We start from the raw sequence: 14,938 nt of genomic DNA on the forward strand, positions 1-14,938 counted from the left end.
CTGGTGGTGATACCGTCGTGTACGAGGCGGTTATCCTCTGTTATTCCGCGATATTATTCAAACGCTGAATTGCATGGCACGCGCTTTCAGTGACAGTGTCACTCATTTTTTACTTTCGTCGCGGGCGGTGATGCCATCCAGTCGCGAATGATGTCACCGTATAGCTGTTCGGCCTCCGCCAGTCGGCTGAGCAGGCAGTATTCGTCGGTTTGATGCGCCATCGACGGCTCGCCGGGGCCGAGAATAATACAGGGCGGATCGCCCAATGCAGGCAGCAGCAGCGAGGCGTCGGTAAAGTAGGGCACCACGCGCGGCGCAATCGGCTCAGCGTGCAGCGGCTGACAGCGTTGATAAACCTGCTTAATCCACGCATGATCCTCCCGGCTGAGGACGGCGGGCAGGTCGACCAGCGTGGAGACGGTGACGCTTTCGCCAAGCAGCGTCGTCAAGCGCTCCCGGATAGTGGCGTGCTGTAAATTGGGCGCGCTGCGGATATCGACATCAAAACGCGTGCGGTCCGGTACGGAATTAATATTGAGTCCGCCTTCTATGCGTCCGACGTTGAGGGTGGGTTGCTTCATTAGCGGATGCGGCGCGCCTGGCGAAAAATGCTGAATCTTACCCAACGCATCCGCCGCAAGATAAATAGCATTGATCCCCAGCTCCGGCATCGCGCCGTGGGCGGTTTTCCCCCGCGTTTCGCAGCGTAGCCAGAGCGCGCCTTTATGGCCGATAACCGGATAGTTGGCGGTGGGTTCACCGACGATCAGCGCGCCCACCTCCGGCAACGTTGCGGAGGCGATCAGCGCCCGCGCGCCGTCGCAGCCGGTCTCTTCTCCGCCGGTTATCAGCAATACCGCGCCGCGTCCGGCGAGGATCGCTTCCCGCTGATGAACGCAGGCGACGGCAAACGCCGCTATCGCCGCTTTCATATCGCTGGATCCGCGGCCATAAAGACGCCCGTCTTCCATCTGCGAGCCGAAAGGATCGTACTGCCAGCGGGCATTTCCCAGCGGGACGGTATCCAGATGTCCGGTAAAGGCCAGCGGTTTACCGCTCTTCGCCCCGGGCAGGCTGGCGATAAGATTGCAGCGTCCTTCGCCGAACGACGACAGCGAAACCTCAAAACCGCTATCGTCAAGCCAGTCGGCGAAGAACCGCATGCAGTCGGCTTCGCTGCCCGGCGGGTTGATGGTGTTAAAGCCCAGCAGCTGCCGGGCGAGCTCAAGGGTCGCGGTCATCAGCGGCGTTCCGTCAGCCAGTCGAGGCAGTTAATCCACAGCTGGCGATAGCCGGGCCATTTGGCAAACTCTTCCGGCAGCCAGTGCGCCGACATGTCGCTGGTCCACACCAGCGAGCGACCCTGCTGATATTCGCGAACAGCCAACAGCGGATGACCGGTACCGGCCACGGTCGCCAGCAGTTTGCCTTCCGGGTGCATTTCAACTTCGTTATAGCCCAGCAGCCACGGCCATTCGCCCGGAATATCGTTAAACAGGGGGTGAGACTCCGTCACTTCGGCATAGCAGCCTTCCGGGGTTTCAGTGCGATCGTCCCAGGCCAGGCAGCGTACCGGCAGCACTTTCTCCACCTCGGTATGGCGGTAGCGCGCGCCGCCGTTGATTCCCTGGAAGCTGTAATAGCCGCCGATCATCATCAGCGCCCCCCCGCCGGCCACGTAATCATGCAGGAGCGTTAAACGGTTGGCGGTTCGGCGGCTCTTCAGCCAGGTGTCCGGATGCAGCAGCAGCGTATTGGCGCCAATGTCCGAGAGAATAATCGCATCCCACTCCTGCAGCGCTTCCAGCGTCAGCGGAAAGTCGGTCGCCGCCGCGTGGGCGGGCATATAGGTAATGGCATAGGGACTGTCGGCGAGCGCGGCCAGAAAGTCCGTTGCGCCGGTGTGCCAGGTGGCGGTGGCAAACTGGTCGAAGCCTTTAACGTGCGTTGACGTGCTGGTCCAGGACTCACCGACCAGTAAGATTTTTTTCTGCATGATGACGTTTCCTTTTATCCGCCAAAGACCCGCTGGGGGTTTCCAATCATTAAGGTTTCAAGTTGTTCGCCGCTGACGCCGTGGCGCCGCAGACGGGGAACAAAATGCTTGAGTATGTAGCCATAACCGTGGCCGCCGTAGCGGGTGAGCATGGTTTTCAGGAAGACGTCCTGCGACAGCAGAATTTGCTGGATGTAGCCGTCGTCAATCAGCTCGCGGATCGCGCGGGCGTTCTCCTCGTCGGAGGGCGACTGCGCCGACTCGTCGGCGTAGTAATAGCTCATGCCAATCATGTCGTATTCGAGAAACGCCCCGCGCTGCGCCAGTTCGCGCTGGTAGCGCTTATCGGCAAAGCTGGGATTCATATGGCACAGCACGGTATGGCGTAAATCGGCGCCTTCCTGCTCGAGAATATCCAGCACCCGATGGCCCAGCCGCTCCCAGCCGGGCAGATGGACCTCGATCGGCACGCCGGTCGCGGCGCTGGCCCGACCCGCAGCGCGCAGGGATTTCTCCTCATCCGGCGTAAAGCGGCTGGAGATACCGATTTCGCCGATGAGCCCGGCGAGCACCTCCGGTTTCTCCTCCGCGCCGCCAAGATCGTAAATCAGCCGTTCGGTCAGCTGTTCGACGCTGCTGATTTTTACCCACTCAGGGTGCGAAGGTTCCAGATAGAGCCCGGTACCCATAATGATGTTCAGACCGGTCAGCCGCGCGATGCGCGCCAGCGCTTTCGGATCGCGGCCAATGCCGATATTGGTCGGGTCGACTACCGTTTCTCCGCCAAGGGCGCGATATTTAGTCAGCTCGTCAATCGCAACGTCGACATCAAACAGCTGACAGTTATCGCGGCTCATCAGCGGGTTGAGCGACAGTTCGCCAAGGTTTTCCATTTTCACCGGCATTTCGGCAAGATGGCGATCGCTGCAGCAGCAGGGCGGCACCCATTTGCCGGAGGCATCCAGCAGAATATGCTCATGCATCAGAGTAACGCCCATTTCGTTAATCGGCAGTGGGCCAAGCACAGTCATTACATAACCGCTGCTAACGCCAACCGGCAGCGGGGAGGGATGGCGAAAAATTGATCCTTTCATCAGCTATCCTTTTGCCGCGGAGCGCGTCGGGTTGAGAATGCGGGTGTTCAGCCAGATAGCCAGCAGGATAATGGTGCCGGTGGCTATCTGGGTGTAAAACGGCGAAATATGCGACAGGATCAGCCCGTTCTGAATGACCGCAATCGACAGTGCGCCCAGCAGCGTGCCAATAATAGTTCCGAAGCCGCCAAACAGACTGGTGCTGCCTAGCACAACGGCAGCAATGACCTGCAGTTCAAAGCCTTCGCCCTGGTTGGAGGAGCCGCTGCCGAGGCGTGCGGTAATGATCATCCCCGCCAGCGCGGCGGCCATTCCGCTGATGATATAGACCTTCATGGTGACCGCTTTGGTGTTAATGCCGCTGCGCCGCGCGCCTTCGGCGTTAGCGCCGATGGCGGTCACGTAGCGGCCAAAGCGCATATGGTTGAGAACGATATGCCCGATCAGCAGAATCAGAATGCCGAGCAGTGCGGGCATGGGGATCCCGACGACCCACGCGCGTCCGATAAAGGTAAACAGGCTGTCAGCCGGCACCGGAATCGAGTAGCCCTGGGTGACCAGCAGCGCGATGCCGCGAACTACGGCCAGGGTGGCGAGCGTGACGATAAACGCCGGAATGCCTTCATAGGCAATAAAGAAGCCGTTGATGGCGCCAACGAATCCGCCTAGCAGCAGGCCGCCGAGGAGTACCACCGGCCACGGCAGACCCCAGCTATTCAGGGCGATAGCGGAGAGCGCGCCGACCAGCGCCAGGGTGGAGCCTACCGACAGATCGATACCGCCGGTGGTAATGACCAGAGTCATTGCCGTCGCGACGATCAGCAGCGGGGCGCTCTGACGGATAATGTTGAGCCAGTTGGTGCCGGTGAGAAAGTTGCTGGTGATCAGCGAAAACACCACGCAGCAGAAGACGAAAAAGAGCGCGATGCTGACTACGCCTGAATGGTTATGCAGCAGGCGGCGCGGCAGCGAATGCTGGATCATGCGTGAGCTGCTTAAATTCATGATACTCATCCTGTTACCTCAATGTGCTGCCGCAGAGCGGGCGGTGAATTTTTCGCCCACAATCAGGTTAACGATATCGCTCAGGCTGGTGTCGGACACCCGTCTGTCGGCGACGTTGGTACCTTCATACATCACCATGATCCGGTCGCAGACCAGGAACAGGTCCTGCAGGCGGTGGGTAATCAGAATCACGCTCACCCCGCGAGCGGAAACGCGGCGAATGAGCTCCAGAACCGCTTCAACTTCCGCGACGGCCAGCGCGGCGGTGGGTTCATCCATAATCAGCACTTTCGGGTCAAAGGCCGCGGCGCGGGCGATGGCTATAGCCTGGCGCTGGCCGCCGGAGAGATTTCGCACCAGCAGCCGGGTATCCGGAATGGAGATCCCGAGCCCTTTAAGCATCTCTCTGGCATCGGCGTGCATTTTGGCCTCGTCGAGAAAGGGGATGCCGAGGACCGATTTCATCGGCTCACGGCCCATAAACAGATTGCCCGCGACATCGACCGTGTCACAGAGCGACAGATCCTGGTAGACCATCTCGATATGGCAACGGCGTGAATCGGCCGGATTCGTAAACTGTTGCTGTTCACCGTCGATACGAATCGTGCCGCTGGAGGGGATCACCGCGCCAGAGAGCACTTTGGTCAAGGTGGATTTCCCCGCGCCGTTATCGCCCACTAAGCCCAGCACTTCGCCCGGGGCCAGCTCAAGGTTGACTCCGCGCAATGAGCGTATCGACCCGTAGGTCTTGGTGATATTGATCATCTCTACCCTTGGCGGGGTAGTTTGTGGCTGCTGCATCTGATAACTCCCATCGCTGTGGGCGGGAAAATGTTCGCCATCCTGCGGGAGAGACTCTATCCGACACGGTTTACAATCTAGTAAACCGGTTTACCTGCGGACCAGAGCACTCGCCAGTGCAGTCAGGACAAACGCTATGTAAGATATTTGTTCGCCAGTAAGAACATTGCAGCATCCGTGCCAGGGCAGTAACCACACAGCAGCCCTGTAACTTAACCTTATGTATTCAATACACTTAATTGAATACAATCCGGTAAACCGGTTTACTGATTATAGTGAATAAATTGTTAATTGATCGTTTTTTGCGCCAAAAGCGGGCGCTTTTGCGCCATTTTGGGACGGGCTTAACAAATCTTGATCGAGTCGCGGCCAATCCATTCAACCGGCAGGCGGGTTTCCGCAGGGATATCCGGATCGTCGTTTAGCAGGCGCATCATGATGTTCACCGCAGTGCGGCCCAGTTCGCGGGCGGGCTGACGGATAGTGGAGATCCGCGGCTGGGTAAAATCGGCATAGTTGGCGTCATCGAAGCCGACTAACGATAGCGCCTCTGGCGCCTGGAGCCCACTGGCGCGCAAGCCGTCGAGCAGACCGAGCACCAGATAGTCGCTGGCAGCGAAGACGGCGGTAGGGCGAACCTGTTGGCTGAACAGGTACCGCAACGCTTGCTGGCCAAACTCGCGCTGGTAGTCGCCATACATCACCCATTCGGGCGGCCAGCTCAGGCCCGCTTGCTCCATCGCGGTGCAAAAGCCCTGATAGCGCTCGCGGACGCTCATCAGCTTGTCCGGGCCACCGACGAAAGCGATATGGCGATGCCCGGCGGCGATCAGTTTTTCGGTGGCGATCCGCCCGCCCTGGACGTTATCGGCAAACACTTTCGGTACCTTACTGCCGGGAATATCTTCATCCAGCAGGACAATCCGTTCGTGACGCTGGACTTCCTTGCGCAGCAGGCCATTATCGGGGCGGTTGGTGGTGAACAGCAGACCGTCGACCTGGCAGGTATCCAGCCAGCGAATGAACTGGCACTCTTTTTCCGGGTTGTTGCGGGTGATACACAGCACCAGGCTGTAGCCGCTGGCAGAAGCGGCCTCTTCGGCTGCGTCGGCCAGTTCGGCAAAGAAGGGGTTGGTAATATCGGGAAGCACCAGGCCAAGCGTTTCGCTGCCGCCTTTGCTAAGACGGCGTGCCAGGCTATTGCCGCGATAGTCCAGTTCGCGAATGGCGGTTTCGATGCGGTCGATGGTGTCCTGCGGCAGCACAATACTGTTGTTCATATAGCGCGACAGGGTCGCCTTCGACAGCCCGGCCAGCTTTGCCACATCGGATAACAATACACGTTTTATACTCATTTCCTGCGCCATTTCTGCCAGAATCGGCTATCTGTAACATAGTTAAGCGCGGTGGATACAGCAATTTCTCTGCGAACAATCACCAAAAATAAATGCTTGACAAATTTTAATCAGCGGAGAATTGTATAGGCAGTTTACCGCATCATCCGGGAAGTCATTCCCAACCCCGTTTAAGTTATTCCAGTCGCGCACCGACACGGACCGGTTGCCGGGATGACATTAAGCAGGTATCCGCCGAACGTTCAATGATTGTTCTGGCGATATAGACGATATTTGCCCGCCAAAAAAATAATCCTTCTGCGTTCGCATGCGGCGCGGAACTCTGCTGGCTATCAACTATTCCCGACGAGGATACTGATGATGTTATTTCACACCGGAAAACTGCGTTTACTTACTGTCGCCACGACCATGCTGGCATCAATGAGTTTTATTTCTGCCGCCAGCGCTGCCGGTCCGACTTATGCGCTGGTACAAATCAACCAACAGGCGCTGTTCTTTAATCTGATGAATAAAGGCGCACAGGATGCGGCCAAAGCCAGTGGCAAGGATTTAGTTATTTTTAACTCTAACGATAATCCCGTGGCGCAAAACGACGCGATAGAAAACTATATTCAGCAAGGCGTTAAAGGCATTCTGGTTGCTGCTATCGACGTTAACGGGATCATGCCAGCGGTTAAAGAAGCCGCCGCCGCAAACATTCCGGTGATTGCGATTGATGCCGTATTACCGGCCGGGCCACAGGCAGCTCAGGTCGGCGTTGATAATATTGAAGGCGGCAGAATTATCGGTCAATACTTCGTGGACTACGTGCAGAAAGAGATGGGCGGCCAGGCGCGACTGGGTATAGTCGGCGCGCTGAATTCGGCCATTCAGAACCAGCGGCAGAAAGGGTTCGAAGAGACGCTGAAAAGCAATCCGAAGATTACTATCGCTAACGTGGTCGACGGGCAGAATGTGCAGGATAAAGCGATGACCGCGGCGGAAAACCTGATCACCGGTAATCCGGATCTGACAGCGATTTATGCCACCGGCGAACCCGCGCTGCTCGGCGCTATCGCCGCCGTAGAAAACCAGGGGCGGCAGAAGGATATTAAAGTCTTTGGCTGGGATCTGACGGCGAAGGCGATTTCCGGTATTGACGGCGGCTACGTCACCGCCGTACTGCAGCAGGACCCGGAAAAGATGGGCGCCGAAGCCCTGAATGCGCTGAACAGCATCACGTCGGGTAAAACCGTGCCGAAAACCATTCTGGTTCCGGCGACGGTGGTAACCAAAGCGAACGTCGATTCATACCGTCCGCTGTTTAAGTAGGTCAGCGCGCCCCGTCCGTGGTTAACAGGGCGGCGAGCTCACGGCTGCCGGGAAACGCGCTGACCGTCCCCCGGCGGCTAACCGTAATGGCGGCAGCGCGACTGGCGTGCGCCAGCGCCAGCGCATCCGGCGCGACGCCGCGCAGCAGGGCGGAGGCCAACATGACGGCGAGGAACGTGTCGCCCGCGCCGGTAGTATCAAGCGCCTCGGCGGGCACGGCGGGACAAAACTGACGCTGGCCCTCCTGGACCAGCCAGGCGCCTGCGGCGCCCTGGGTAATCACTAAGGTTTTCACCCCGTATGGCTGGAGCAGCTCGGCCTCGGATTCATTGACCACCGCGATGTCGATGAGGGGCCACAGATGGCAAAAGTCAGGATTGACAGGTGAGGGGTTGAATACCGTCGTCATGCCGCGGCTTCTGGCGTACTGGAACAGCGCCCGCGTTTTATCGAGGGAGAAATTGCCCTGCTGTAGCAGAATATCGCCAGCGACGGCATCCGCCATATGCGGAATCATTTCATCCAGGCTGAATGTATCGGCCGCCGCCGTAGTGGTAATGATGGCGTTGTCGCCATCAGCGCTATTTAAAATAATCGAGGTATCGCTATGTTGATTGAAATGGCCGTCGGGTAGTAGCGTCAGTGGTTCATTTTTTATCTGCTGGCGGATCCACGCGCCGTTGCTGTCATTTCCCGTGGCGGCAATTAAACGCGTCTCTATTCCGCAGCGGGATAATATAATCGCCTGGTTCGCGCCTTTACCGCCGATATCCTGCGACACTTTAACGCCGTGAATGGAGGCTCCTTTTTTCGGTATATCCGGAATGGACCAGGTTTCATCTACGGTAATATTACCAGTAACGTAAACACGCATAGTGTTCCCTTAACAGGATGGATAAGATGGTTGCTATCTCAGCAGAAAAAACGAATGCAATACAAGCTATTTTTTCACGAAGCAAGGCTGTTATTGGTGTTATTCATTGCGACCCATTTCCTGGCTCGCCAAAATATCGAGGAAAATCAGTCTCGGATATTGTTGAACGTGCGCTTCGCGATGCTGAAAATTATATTTCAGGCGGTGTTCATGGTCTGATTATTGAAAATCATGGCGATATTCCTTTCTCTAAACCTGAGGATATCGGCCATGAAACCTCAGCGCTGATGGCGGTCATTACCGAGAAAGTTCGTGAACGTTTTGCTGTGCCGCTGGGCATTAACGTTCTGGCTAACGCGGCGATCCCGGCAATGGCGATCGCCCTGGCGGGAGGCGCCGATTTCGTCCGCGTCAACCAGTGGGCCAACGCCTATATCGCCAACGAAGGATTTATAGAAGGGGCGGCCGCTAAGACGCTGCGCTACCGCAGTATGCTGCGCGCTGAACATATTCGCGTTTTTGCCGATAGCCACGTTAAGCACGGTAGCCATGCCATTGTCGCCGATCGTTCGATTCAGGAACTGACGCGCGATGTCGATTTCTTCGAGGCTGACGCGGTGATCGCCACCGGCCAGCGTACGGGCGATAGCGCCACGATGGCGGAAATTGACGAGATCCGCGCGGCGACGGAACTACCGCTCCTGGTGGGCTCCGGGGTGACACCGGCTAACGTGAAGCAGATCCTCGGGCGGACTCAGGGGGTCATTGTGGCCAGTACAATGAAGGTCGATGGCGTCTGGTGGAACGATGTTGAGCTGGCCCGGGTGAAACATTTTATGTCGGTCGCGCAGGCCGCGCTGGAGGAGGCATAATGGAAGCGTTTAGCGAACGCCTGCTGCGCGAACATCAACCGGCGTGGCAGGCGATGCAGCAGCACCCGTTTGTGACTGATATCGAACAGGATCGTCTGCCGACAGTCGTCTTCAACCGCTATCTGGTGTTTGAGGGCAACTTTGTCGCGACGGCAATCGCGATTTTTGCCCTCGGGGTCAGCAAAGCGCCGGGTATTCAACAGCAGCGCTGGCTGATTGGCGTGCTGAATGCCCTGGTTGATATACAGATCGCGTGGTTTGAACAGGTGTTGTCAGCGCGGCAGATCGATCCCGCTGAGTACCCGGATGATTTGCCCGGGGTACGGCGCTTTCGCGACGGTATGCTGCGGACCGCCCACGAGGGCAGCTATGAGCAGATTGTGACCCTGATGTTCGGTGCGGAATGGATGTACTATTTCTGGTGCCGACGGGCGAGCGAACATTATCAGAGCGATGCTGATTTACGACGCTGGGTGGAAATGCACGCGGAGGACGAATTTTATCAGCAGGCTCTCTGGCTAAAAAACGAACTCGACCGCTGCGCCATGGCGCTGAGTGAAGACGAAAAGCAGGCGTTATCGGCGCTTTACGGCGAGGTGCTGCAGTGGGAAATTGATTTCCATCACGCGGCGTACGAGGAGTAGCCGCGAGGTGAAGAACAGGAGGCGCCGGAAGCGGCGTCTCCTGAAATATTGCTCAGGTCGTCCGCCTCTTATCCGGGCAATGTCTCTCCAGCCATTGTGCGACGAGGGGCCATAATTTCTCCGCATTCCGGGTACGAAAGAAGCCCATATGACCAATGGATGAAAGTCCGTAATCCGCCCGCCGTATTTCACGGCGTTCTATTTTTGCGTTTTGCGCTGGAGCAAGCAGGCGTGAGATGGCTTCTGTATTAGCCCAAGGGTCGTCATCAAAACCCAACACCAGAATAGGTAAGGTTATCTTTCCTGCCCGCTGACGCGCATCCCACTCCGGGTCGTCATAGAAATATTCAGGCATCGCGCTCCAGCGTCCCCACTGAAGCATCGCCGGAGCCGGTAAATCTTCACCCAGCCCGAGACGTCTGGCTGGCATATACCCAAAGAGCCGGCAAAGTGCCGGCCCCAAAACGCGCAGTAAGCACCATACTCGCAGCTTTTCCTTCGTTTGGCTGATAGTGCTTGTCACGCCTGCGTGTGAGGCAACCATGACGGCGGCTCGCAGGTCGGTGGAGGCGGAAGATAACAGCACGGCATGCCCGCCAATACTGTGCCCAATCGCCAGCAGGGTAAGGCCAGGGGCTCGGGCTTTCGCCCACGCGGTGATGCATCCGACGTCCTGCTCGATCCAGTCGGACATGGTGTTTTTGTTGTGACGGACTCTCCCGGACTTCGAAAGACCAGTGCCCCGGTAATCATAAGTAATGACACTAAACCCCCTTTTATAAAGGTATTCAGCGAATCCTTTATAAAATCCCTGTACAACGGCCGTCGCCGGGTGAACGATCACCAATGCTTTGGCTTTGTGTCTTTGCCAGAGCGTGGCGGCGACAAAGCCGCCCTGGCTTACGGGGATGATGACAGATTCCATGAGTCTCGCCTTGTGTGGTCATACCAGTTTAACCTGGATTTACTGTAGCTGCTGCGGCAGAAATCAGCGAATGTTTTTGAGACGATCTCAGTAAGAAAAACGTCCTGAAAGCATTGGCGACCAGAATCAGGAGCCCTCAGGCGGGGTGCCAACTCCCAGCCTGCCATTTAAGGTCCCATATCCTTTCACAATCAATCAGCCTCTGCGCCAGGTGCCTTGTGTTCGGGGGGATAATGTCCGCTTTAGTTTCGTGTCGCCTTGCCGGAATACAGACTTTCCTGCCGTAGCGGGGCAAATTTCCTGCACTTAGTCGCTTATTGATTATACTTTGATGGTGGCTTGTGCTGCTTCAGGCTGTTGACGCGAGGGCGGGTAGCAAAACCAGCCCCCTGACATTGGATCAACGGGTCCGATGATGATGTGATCATGTAACCGTCGTGGAGGTATGGAAAGATGGGATTATTAAATTTTGTGAAAGAAGCGGGTGAGAAAATATGGGATGCCGTCTCCGGCGACAGTAAAGAAGATCGGGCCGATAAGCTGAAAAAACATATCGATGGACTTAATCTGCCTGGCGCCGAAAAGGTCAATATTGATGTTGCGGAAGATGGCACCGCAACGGTCACTGGTGATGTCGCTTCGCAGGAGGATAAGGAAAAAATTCTGGTAGCGGTCGGGAATGTCACTGGCGTAGGCCAGGTCAGTGACGGCGTTAAGGTGACGCAAAGCGGGGCGGAAAGTCGTTTTTACACGGTCAAATCCGGTGACACTCTGAGCGCAATCTCAAAAGCGATGTATGGCTCGGCCAATGATTATCAACGTATTTTTGAAGCCAATAAACCGATGCTGACCCATCCCGACAAAATCTATCCGGGTCAGGTGCTGATTATCCCGGCGAAGTAGGCCACTCAGCAGCAACATCAGTGATGGCAGGAATACTTGCTTTATACCGCTGTCGGAAGCCGCCGCGGACATCTATTCCTCTCTCAACGACAAAAGAGCCAGCTTGCTGGCTCTTTTACCGGGGTTCAGGCGCTTACTGTGCGTTAGCCAGTGCCAGCCGGGCCTCTTCCTGCTCGGTGTTTTTACGCTGTTGCTCAAGTTCCAGCGCGCCGCGATGAGAGAGGTAGCAGAAGAGTATGCAGCAGACGATCCCGCCCATCAGCAGATAGAACCCGCCGTGCCAGCCCATTTTATCGACCATTACGCCGAACAGGCTGGTGCCTAACGATGCGCCAAAGATATAGCTCATAAATCCGCGCAGACCCACGGCTGAACCGACGGCAAAGCTGGGGACGATTTCCATGGTCTGGACCGAGGCCAGAAACTGCGGGACATAAATAAGGCAGCCCACAATCGCCGCGAATACCGTGACCATCAGCAGAGATTCGCTTTTCCAGTAGCCAATCAGACAGATGAAGATTAGCGTCATACAGATTATAGCTAACGGCATCCGGCGCCCTTTAAACAGCTTGTCGGAGAGCCAGCCGGCCAGCAGAGTAGACGGAATTGCCGCCCACTCAAAAAACAGGAATGCGACGCTCATTTGTTCTTTGGAAAAATGTTTCACCGTCAGCAGGTAAATTGGCAGCCAGCTGATCATGCCGAAACGCACCATATAGACAAACACATCCACAAAGGAGACATACCAGGCGTTTTTGTTACGCAGTACGTAGGTACAGAAGATCTGAAATGCGCTCATGTTCTCCGGCGCTTTCTGGCCGTGTTTGGTCTTCAGCACCACTTTCTCTTCCGGCATCATCTCTGCCAGCGAAGGCAGACCTTCCTCGCGCGGCGAACCCTTACCCAGTACCAGTACGCTAATGGCGAATACCACCGCCACGCAGGCCGGTACAATGTAGCTGGCGCTCTGCCAGTGCTCGGTGCCGAGAATGGCGAATGCGGCGCCGACGATCGGGGCGACAATTCCGCCGCCGACGTTATGGGAAATGTTCCAGAACGCCCCAACGCGGCCACGCTCACGGCGCGGGAACCAGTTCGCAATAGTAATAAAAGAGGGGCCGACCCCCATACCCTGAAACAGGCCGTTCAGGACAACCAGCGCAGCGAAGACCCAGAATGCGGTACTGAATCCTAACCCGACGTTGACGATGGCGCACAGCACCAGGCCACAGGCCATAAAGACTTTCGGGCTGGCTTTATCCGCGAGGCTGCTCATTACGCCTTTACTGATCCCGTAGGCGATGAGCATACAGCTGCTGAGCAAACCGATCTGCGTGGCGCTGAGGTCTAACTGTTCTTTCAGATAGGGCGTGGATAAGGTGAAGTTATTGCGCACGATATAGTACGCCAGGTATCCCAGAAATACGCTTAGCAGCGCCTGCATACGGTATCGACCATAGGTTGCCTGAATTTTCTCAGCAGGAACTTTATTCGCCGACGGGCCTTTTTTTAATAATGATAACATGTCGTCACCTGTATTTATATTGATATGAACATCAGGAGTAATTACCCCGAAGGGTGAAATAAGCGGCTAAAAAATTCAAATCGACGAAATGAGTCAAAATTGACTCAAAATAATGCAGGGACGGGTTGTTTTTGACCCATGTGGCATGAGTGAGATTTTGCGCAATTAATTTTGCGCTGATTTTATGTCCGGCTTGTGCGGACACTAACAAATTGCCTAATCATTATCTGGTAATCTTTCCCGATATTCCCGGACGCCCGTTTGACTATTTTTCCGCTCGCGGCGATTAATTCACCAGATGTCATAAACGGGTAAGTTTTGTCTCAACGCGGTTTTTACGGTATTTCAATATTTATGAACGGGATCACAAACATATTTCTTCGTGGGGTCAGGATAGTGAGCAAAATGCTCGCGCTGCTGCTGCTGACCGCATGGCTGAGACCCTGTGCGGCGCAAAGCAATGAGCTGGTGATGGCGACGACATTTTCTCCCAGCGCCACCGTGTGGATTATCGATCGCTGGCAGAAAGAGCCGGGGTCGGTGATGATAAGGACGCTCAACCGCACCAGCGCCTCGCTGGAACAGTTGCTTGATACGGCAAATGCCGAAAATGTCGATCTGATCCTGACTTCGTCGCCGATGCTGCTGCAGCATCTTCAGGAGCATCAAAAACTGGCGCCGTTCAGCGGTGCGCCGGCAGTCAGCCAACATCTGGTGCCGGAATCCATTCGCTCCACCTCCGTGGCCGTGGCGATCTCCGGGTTCGGTTTGCTGATGAATCGCTCAGCGCTGATGACCCGGCATCTGCCTGCGCCAGCGGACTGGGATGACCTGACCGATCCCCGTTATCAGGGGGCGCTGCTGATGAGCAGTCCGTCGCGTTCGGATACCAACCATCTGATGGTGGAGTCGCTGCTGCAACAAAAAGGCTGGATTAAAGGATGGGAAACGCTGTTGACGACGGCGGGAAACCTCGTGACCATTTCATCCCGTAGCTTTGGGGTGGCGGATAAGATTAAAAGCGGCCTGGGCGTGGCTGGTCCGGTGATTGATAATTACGCCAATCTGCTGCTGAACGATCCGCACCTGGCTTTTAGCTATTTCCCCCAGTCGGCGGTTTCGCCGACCTATGTCGCAGTGCTTAAAAACAGCCAGCACGCCAGCGAAGCGCGGCGGTTTATTCGCTATCTGTTAAGTCCGGAGGGCCAGACGATCCTCGCCGACGCTAATACCGGGAAGTATCCGGTAACACCGCTGGCGCCAGGCAATCCACGGGCGGCGCAGCAGGCGATGCTGATGAATCAACCGCCATTAAACTATCGATTGATCCTCAAACGTCAGCGTTTGGTTCAGCGGATGTTTGATACGGCGATTAGCTTTCGTCTTGCTCAGCTCAAAGACGCCTGGCGAGCGCTGCATAGCGCGGAGGTCCGTCTTAAGCGTCCGCTGCCCGAGATACGGGCGCTGCTCACCCGTGTCCCGGTGGATCCGGCCAGCAGCGAGGATGAAGCCTGGCTGGCTCAGTTCGACAACAAAAGTTTTGCGGAACAGCAGATGATGGAGTGGCAGCTCTGGTTTCTCAACAACCAGCGGCAGGCGATTACTAAACTGGAAGAACTGAAATGACGGACAG

14 protein-coding genes are annotated in these 14,938 nt (G+C 56.2%); 5 read left to right on the plus strand and 9 right to left on the minus strand.

The window, feature by feature from the left end; genetic code table 11:
- Positions 1 to 98: 98 nt before the first annotated feature.
- The 6 genes from LPQ25_RS12955 to LPQ25_RS12980 form a co-directional block, all read right to left on the minus strand.
- Positions 99 to 1,241 carry a M20 family metallopeptidase gene (locus tag LPQ25_RS12955; protein ID WP_004199916.1) on the minus strand — a complete coding sequence of 381 codons (1,143 nt, stop codon included), beginning with the start codon at positions 1,239 to 1,241 and terminating at the stop codon, positions 99 to 101.
- Positions 1,241 to 1,996: a glutamine amidotransferase gene (locus LPQ25_RS12960; protein WP_014907583.1), complete on the minus strand. Its 756-nt coding sequence runs from the start codon at positions 1,994 to 1,996 to the stop codon at positions 1,241 to 1,243. The genes LPQ25_RS12955 and LPQ25_RS12960 overlap by 1 nt, the downstream gene beginning before the upstream one ends.
- A gap of 14 nt (positions 1,997 to 2,010) precedes the next feature.
- The gene (locus LPQ25_RS12965) at positions 2,011 to 3,090 is read right to left on the minus strand and encodes a phosphotriesterase family protein (RefSeq protein WP_004176149.1); all 1,080 of its coding nucleotides are present in this window, start codon (positions 3,088 to 3,090) and stop codon (positions 2,011 to 2,013) included.
- Between the two features lie 3 nt (positions 3,091 to 3,093).
- Positions 3,094 to 4,095, minus strand: a complete 1,002-nt coding sequence (locus LPQ25_RS12970) for an ABC transporter permease (protein ID WP_002904978.1) — start codon at positions 4,093 to 4,095, stop codon at positions 3,094 to 3,096.
- An 18-nt stretch (positions 4,096 to 4,113) separates the two neighbouring features.
- Positions 4,114 to 4,860: an ATP-binding cassette domain-containing protein gene (locus LPQ25_RS12975; protein WP_004198552.1), complete on the minus strand. Its 747-nt coding sequence runs from the start codon at positions 4,858 to 4,860 to the stop codon at positions 4,114 to 4,116.
- A 380-nt stretch (positions 4,861 to 5,240) separates the two neighbouring features.
- Complete coding sequence (locus LPQ25_RS12980; RefSeq protein ID WP_004176158.1) at positions 5,241 to 6,263, minus strand: LacI family DNA-binding transcriptional regulator; 1,023 nt, start codon at positions 6,261 to 6,263, stop codon at positions 5,241 to 5,243.
- A gap of 345 nt (positions 6,264 to 6,608) precedes the next feature.
- On the opposite strand from LPQ25_RS12980, the gene LPQ25_RS12985 reads away from it, so the two are divergent.
- A complete protein-coding gene (locus LPQ25_RS12985; protein ID WP_014907584.1) occupies positions 6,609 to 7,562 on the plus strand; it encodes an ABC transporter substrate-binding protein in 954 nt (317 codons plus the stop codon).
- Position 7,563: 1 nt separating this feature from the next.
- Here the strand turns inward: LPQ25_RS12985 and LPQ25_RS12990 are convergent, their stop codons facing one another.
- Complete coding sequence (locus LPQ25_RS12990; protein WP_014907585.1) at positions 7,564 to 8,436, minus strand: PfkB family carbohydrate kinase; 873 nt, start codon at positions 8,434 to 8,436, stop codon at positions 7,564 to 7,566.
- A 26-nt stretch (positions 8,437 to 8,462) separates the two neighbouring features.
- Here LPQ25_RS12990 and LPQ25_RS12995 point away from each other — a divergent pair, with 26 nt between their 5' ends.
- Both LPQ25_RS12995 and LPQ25_RS13000 read left to right on the plus strand, forming a co-directional pair.
- Positions 8,463 to 9,308: a BtpA/SgcQ family protein gene (locus LPQ25_RS12995; RefSeq protein ID WP_002904914.1), complete on the plus strand. Its 846-nt coding sequence runs from the start codon at positions 8,463 to 8,465 to the stop codon at positions 9,306 to 9,308.
- Positions 9,308 to 9,952 carry a TenA family protein gene (locus LPQ25_RS13000; RefSeq protein ID WP_002904912.1) on the plus strand — a complete coding sequence of 215 codons (645 nt, stop codon included), beginning with the start codon at positions 9,308 to 9,310 and terminating at the stop codon, positions 9,950 to 9,952. The genes LPQ25_RS12995 and LPQ25_RS13000 overlap by 1 nt, the downstream gene beginning before the upstream one ends.
- Before the next feature lie 52 nt (positions 9,953 to 10,004).
- Here LPQ25_RS13000 and LPQ25_RS13005 read toward each other — a convergent pair whose 3' ends face one another.
- A complete protein-coding gene (locus LPQ25_RS13005; RefSeq protein WP_004151646.1) occupies positions 10,005 to 10,877 on the minus strand; it encodes an alpha/beta hydrolase family protein in 873 nt (290 codons plus the stop codon).
- Positions 10,878 to 11,330: 453 nt separating this feature from the next.
- On the opposite strand from LPQ25_RS13005, the gene lysM reads away from it, so the two are divergent.
- Complete coding sequence (gene lysM / locus LPQ25_RS13010; RefSeq protein ID WP_004179893.1) at positions 11,331 to 11,780, plus strand: peptidoglycan-binding protein LysM; 450 nt, start codon at positions 11,331 to 11,333, stop codon at positions 11,778 to 11,780.
- Positions 11,781 to 11,913: 133 nt separating this feature from the next.
- Here lysM and pgtP read toward each other — a convergent pair whose 3' ends face one another.
- Positions 11,914 to 13,305, minus strand: a complete 1,392-nt coding sequence (pgtP, locus tag LPQ25_RS13015) for a phosphoglycerate transporter PgtP (protein WP_014907586.1) — start codon at positions 13,303 to 13,305, stop codon at positions 11,914 to 11,916.
- A gap of 405 nt (positions 13,306 to 13,710) precedes the next feature.
- Between pgtP and pgtC the strand changes: the two genes are divergently transcribed.
- Entirely contained in the window at positions 13,711 to 14,931 is a 1,221-nt protein-coding gene (gene pgtC, locus LPQ25_RS13020) for a phosphoglycerate transport regulator PgtC (protein ID WP_014907588.1), read from the plus strand.
- Positions 14,932 to 14,938 lie beyond the last annotated feature (7 nt).

The sequence above is a fragment of the Klebsiella sp. KPN54798 genome (genome assembly GCF_021184225.1).
Lineage (GTDB): Bacteria > Pseudomonadota > Gammaproteobacteria > Enterobacterales > Enterobacteriaceae > Klebsiella > Klebsiella pneumoniae.

Coding starts and splice junctions, on each gene's coding strand:
- LPQ25_RS12975 (WP_004198552.1), bottom strand. CDS start 4,860: ATGATCAATATCACCAAGACCTACGGGTCGATACGCTCATTGCGCGGA.
- LPQ25_RS12995 (WP_002904914.1), top strand. CDS start 8,463: ATGGTTGCTATCTCAGCAGAAAAAACGAATGCAATACAAGCTATTTTT.
- LPQ25_RS12960 (WP_014907583.1), bottom strand. CDS start 1,996: ATGCAGAAAAAAATCTTACTGGTCGGTGAGTCCTGGACCAGCACGTCA.
- LPQ25_RS12990 (WP_014907585.1), bottom strand. CDS start 8,436: ATGCGTGTTTACGTTACTGGTAATATTACCGTAGATGAAACCTGGTCC.
- LPQ25_RS13005 (WP_004151646.1), bottom strand. CDS start 10,877: ATGGAATCTGTCATCATCCCCGTAAGCCAGGGCGGCTTTGTCGCCGCC.
- LPQ25_RS13000 (WP_002904912.1), top strand. CDS start 9,308: ATGGAAGCGTTTAGCGAACGCCTGCTGCGCGAACATCAACCGGCGTGG.
- pgtC (WP_014907588.1), top strand. CDS start 13,711: ATGCTCGCGCTGCTGCTGCTGACCGCATGGCTGAGACCCTGTGCGGCG.
- LPQ25_RS12970 (WP_002904978.1), bottom strand. CDS start 4,095: ATGAATTTAAGCAGCTCACGCATGATCCAGCATTCGCTGCCGCGCCGC.
- pgtP (WP_014907586.1), bottom strand. CDS start 13,305: ATGTTATCATTATTAAAAAAAGGCCCGTCGGCGAATAAAGTTCCTGCT.
- LPQ25_RS12955 (WP_004199916.1), bottom strand. CDS start 1,241: ATGACCGCGACCCTTGAGCTCGCCCGGCAGCTGCTGGGCTTTAACACC.
- lysM (WP_004179893.1), top strand. CDS start 11,331: ATGGGATTATTAAATTTTGTGAAAGAAGCGGGTGAGAAAATATGGGAT.
- LPQ25_RS12980 (WP_004176158.1), bottom strand. CDS start 6,263: ATGGCGCAGGAAATGAGTATAAAACGTGTATTGTTATCCGATGTGGCA.
- LPQ25_RS12965 (WP_004176149.1), bottom strand. CDS start 3,090: ATGAAAGGATCAATTTTTCGCCATCCCTCCCCGCTGCCGGTTGGCGTT.
- LPQ25_RS12985 (WP_014907584.1), top strand. CDS start 6,609: ATGATGTTATTTCACACCGGAAAACTGCGTTTACTTACTGTCGCCACG.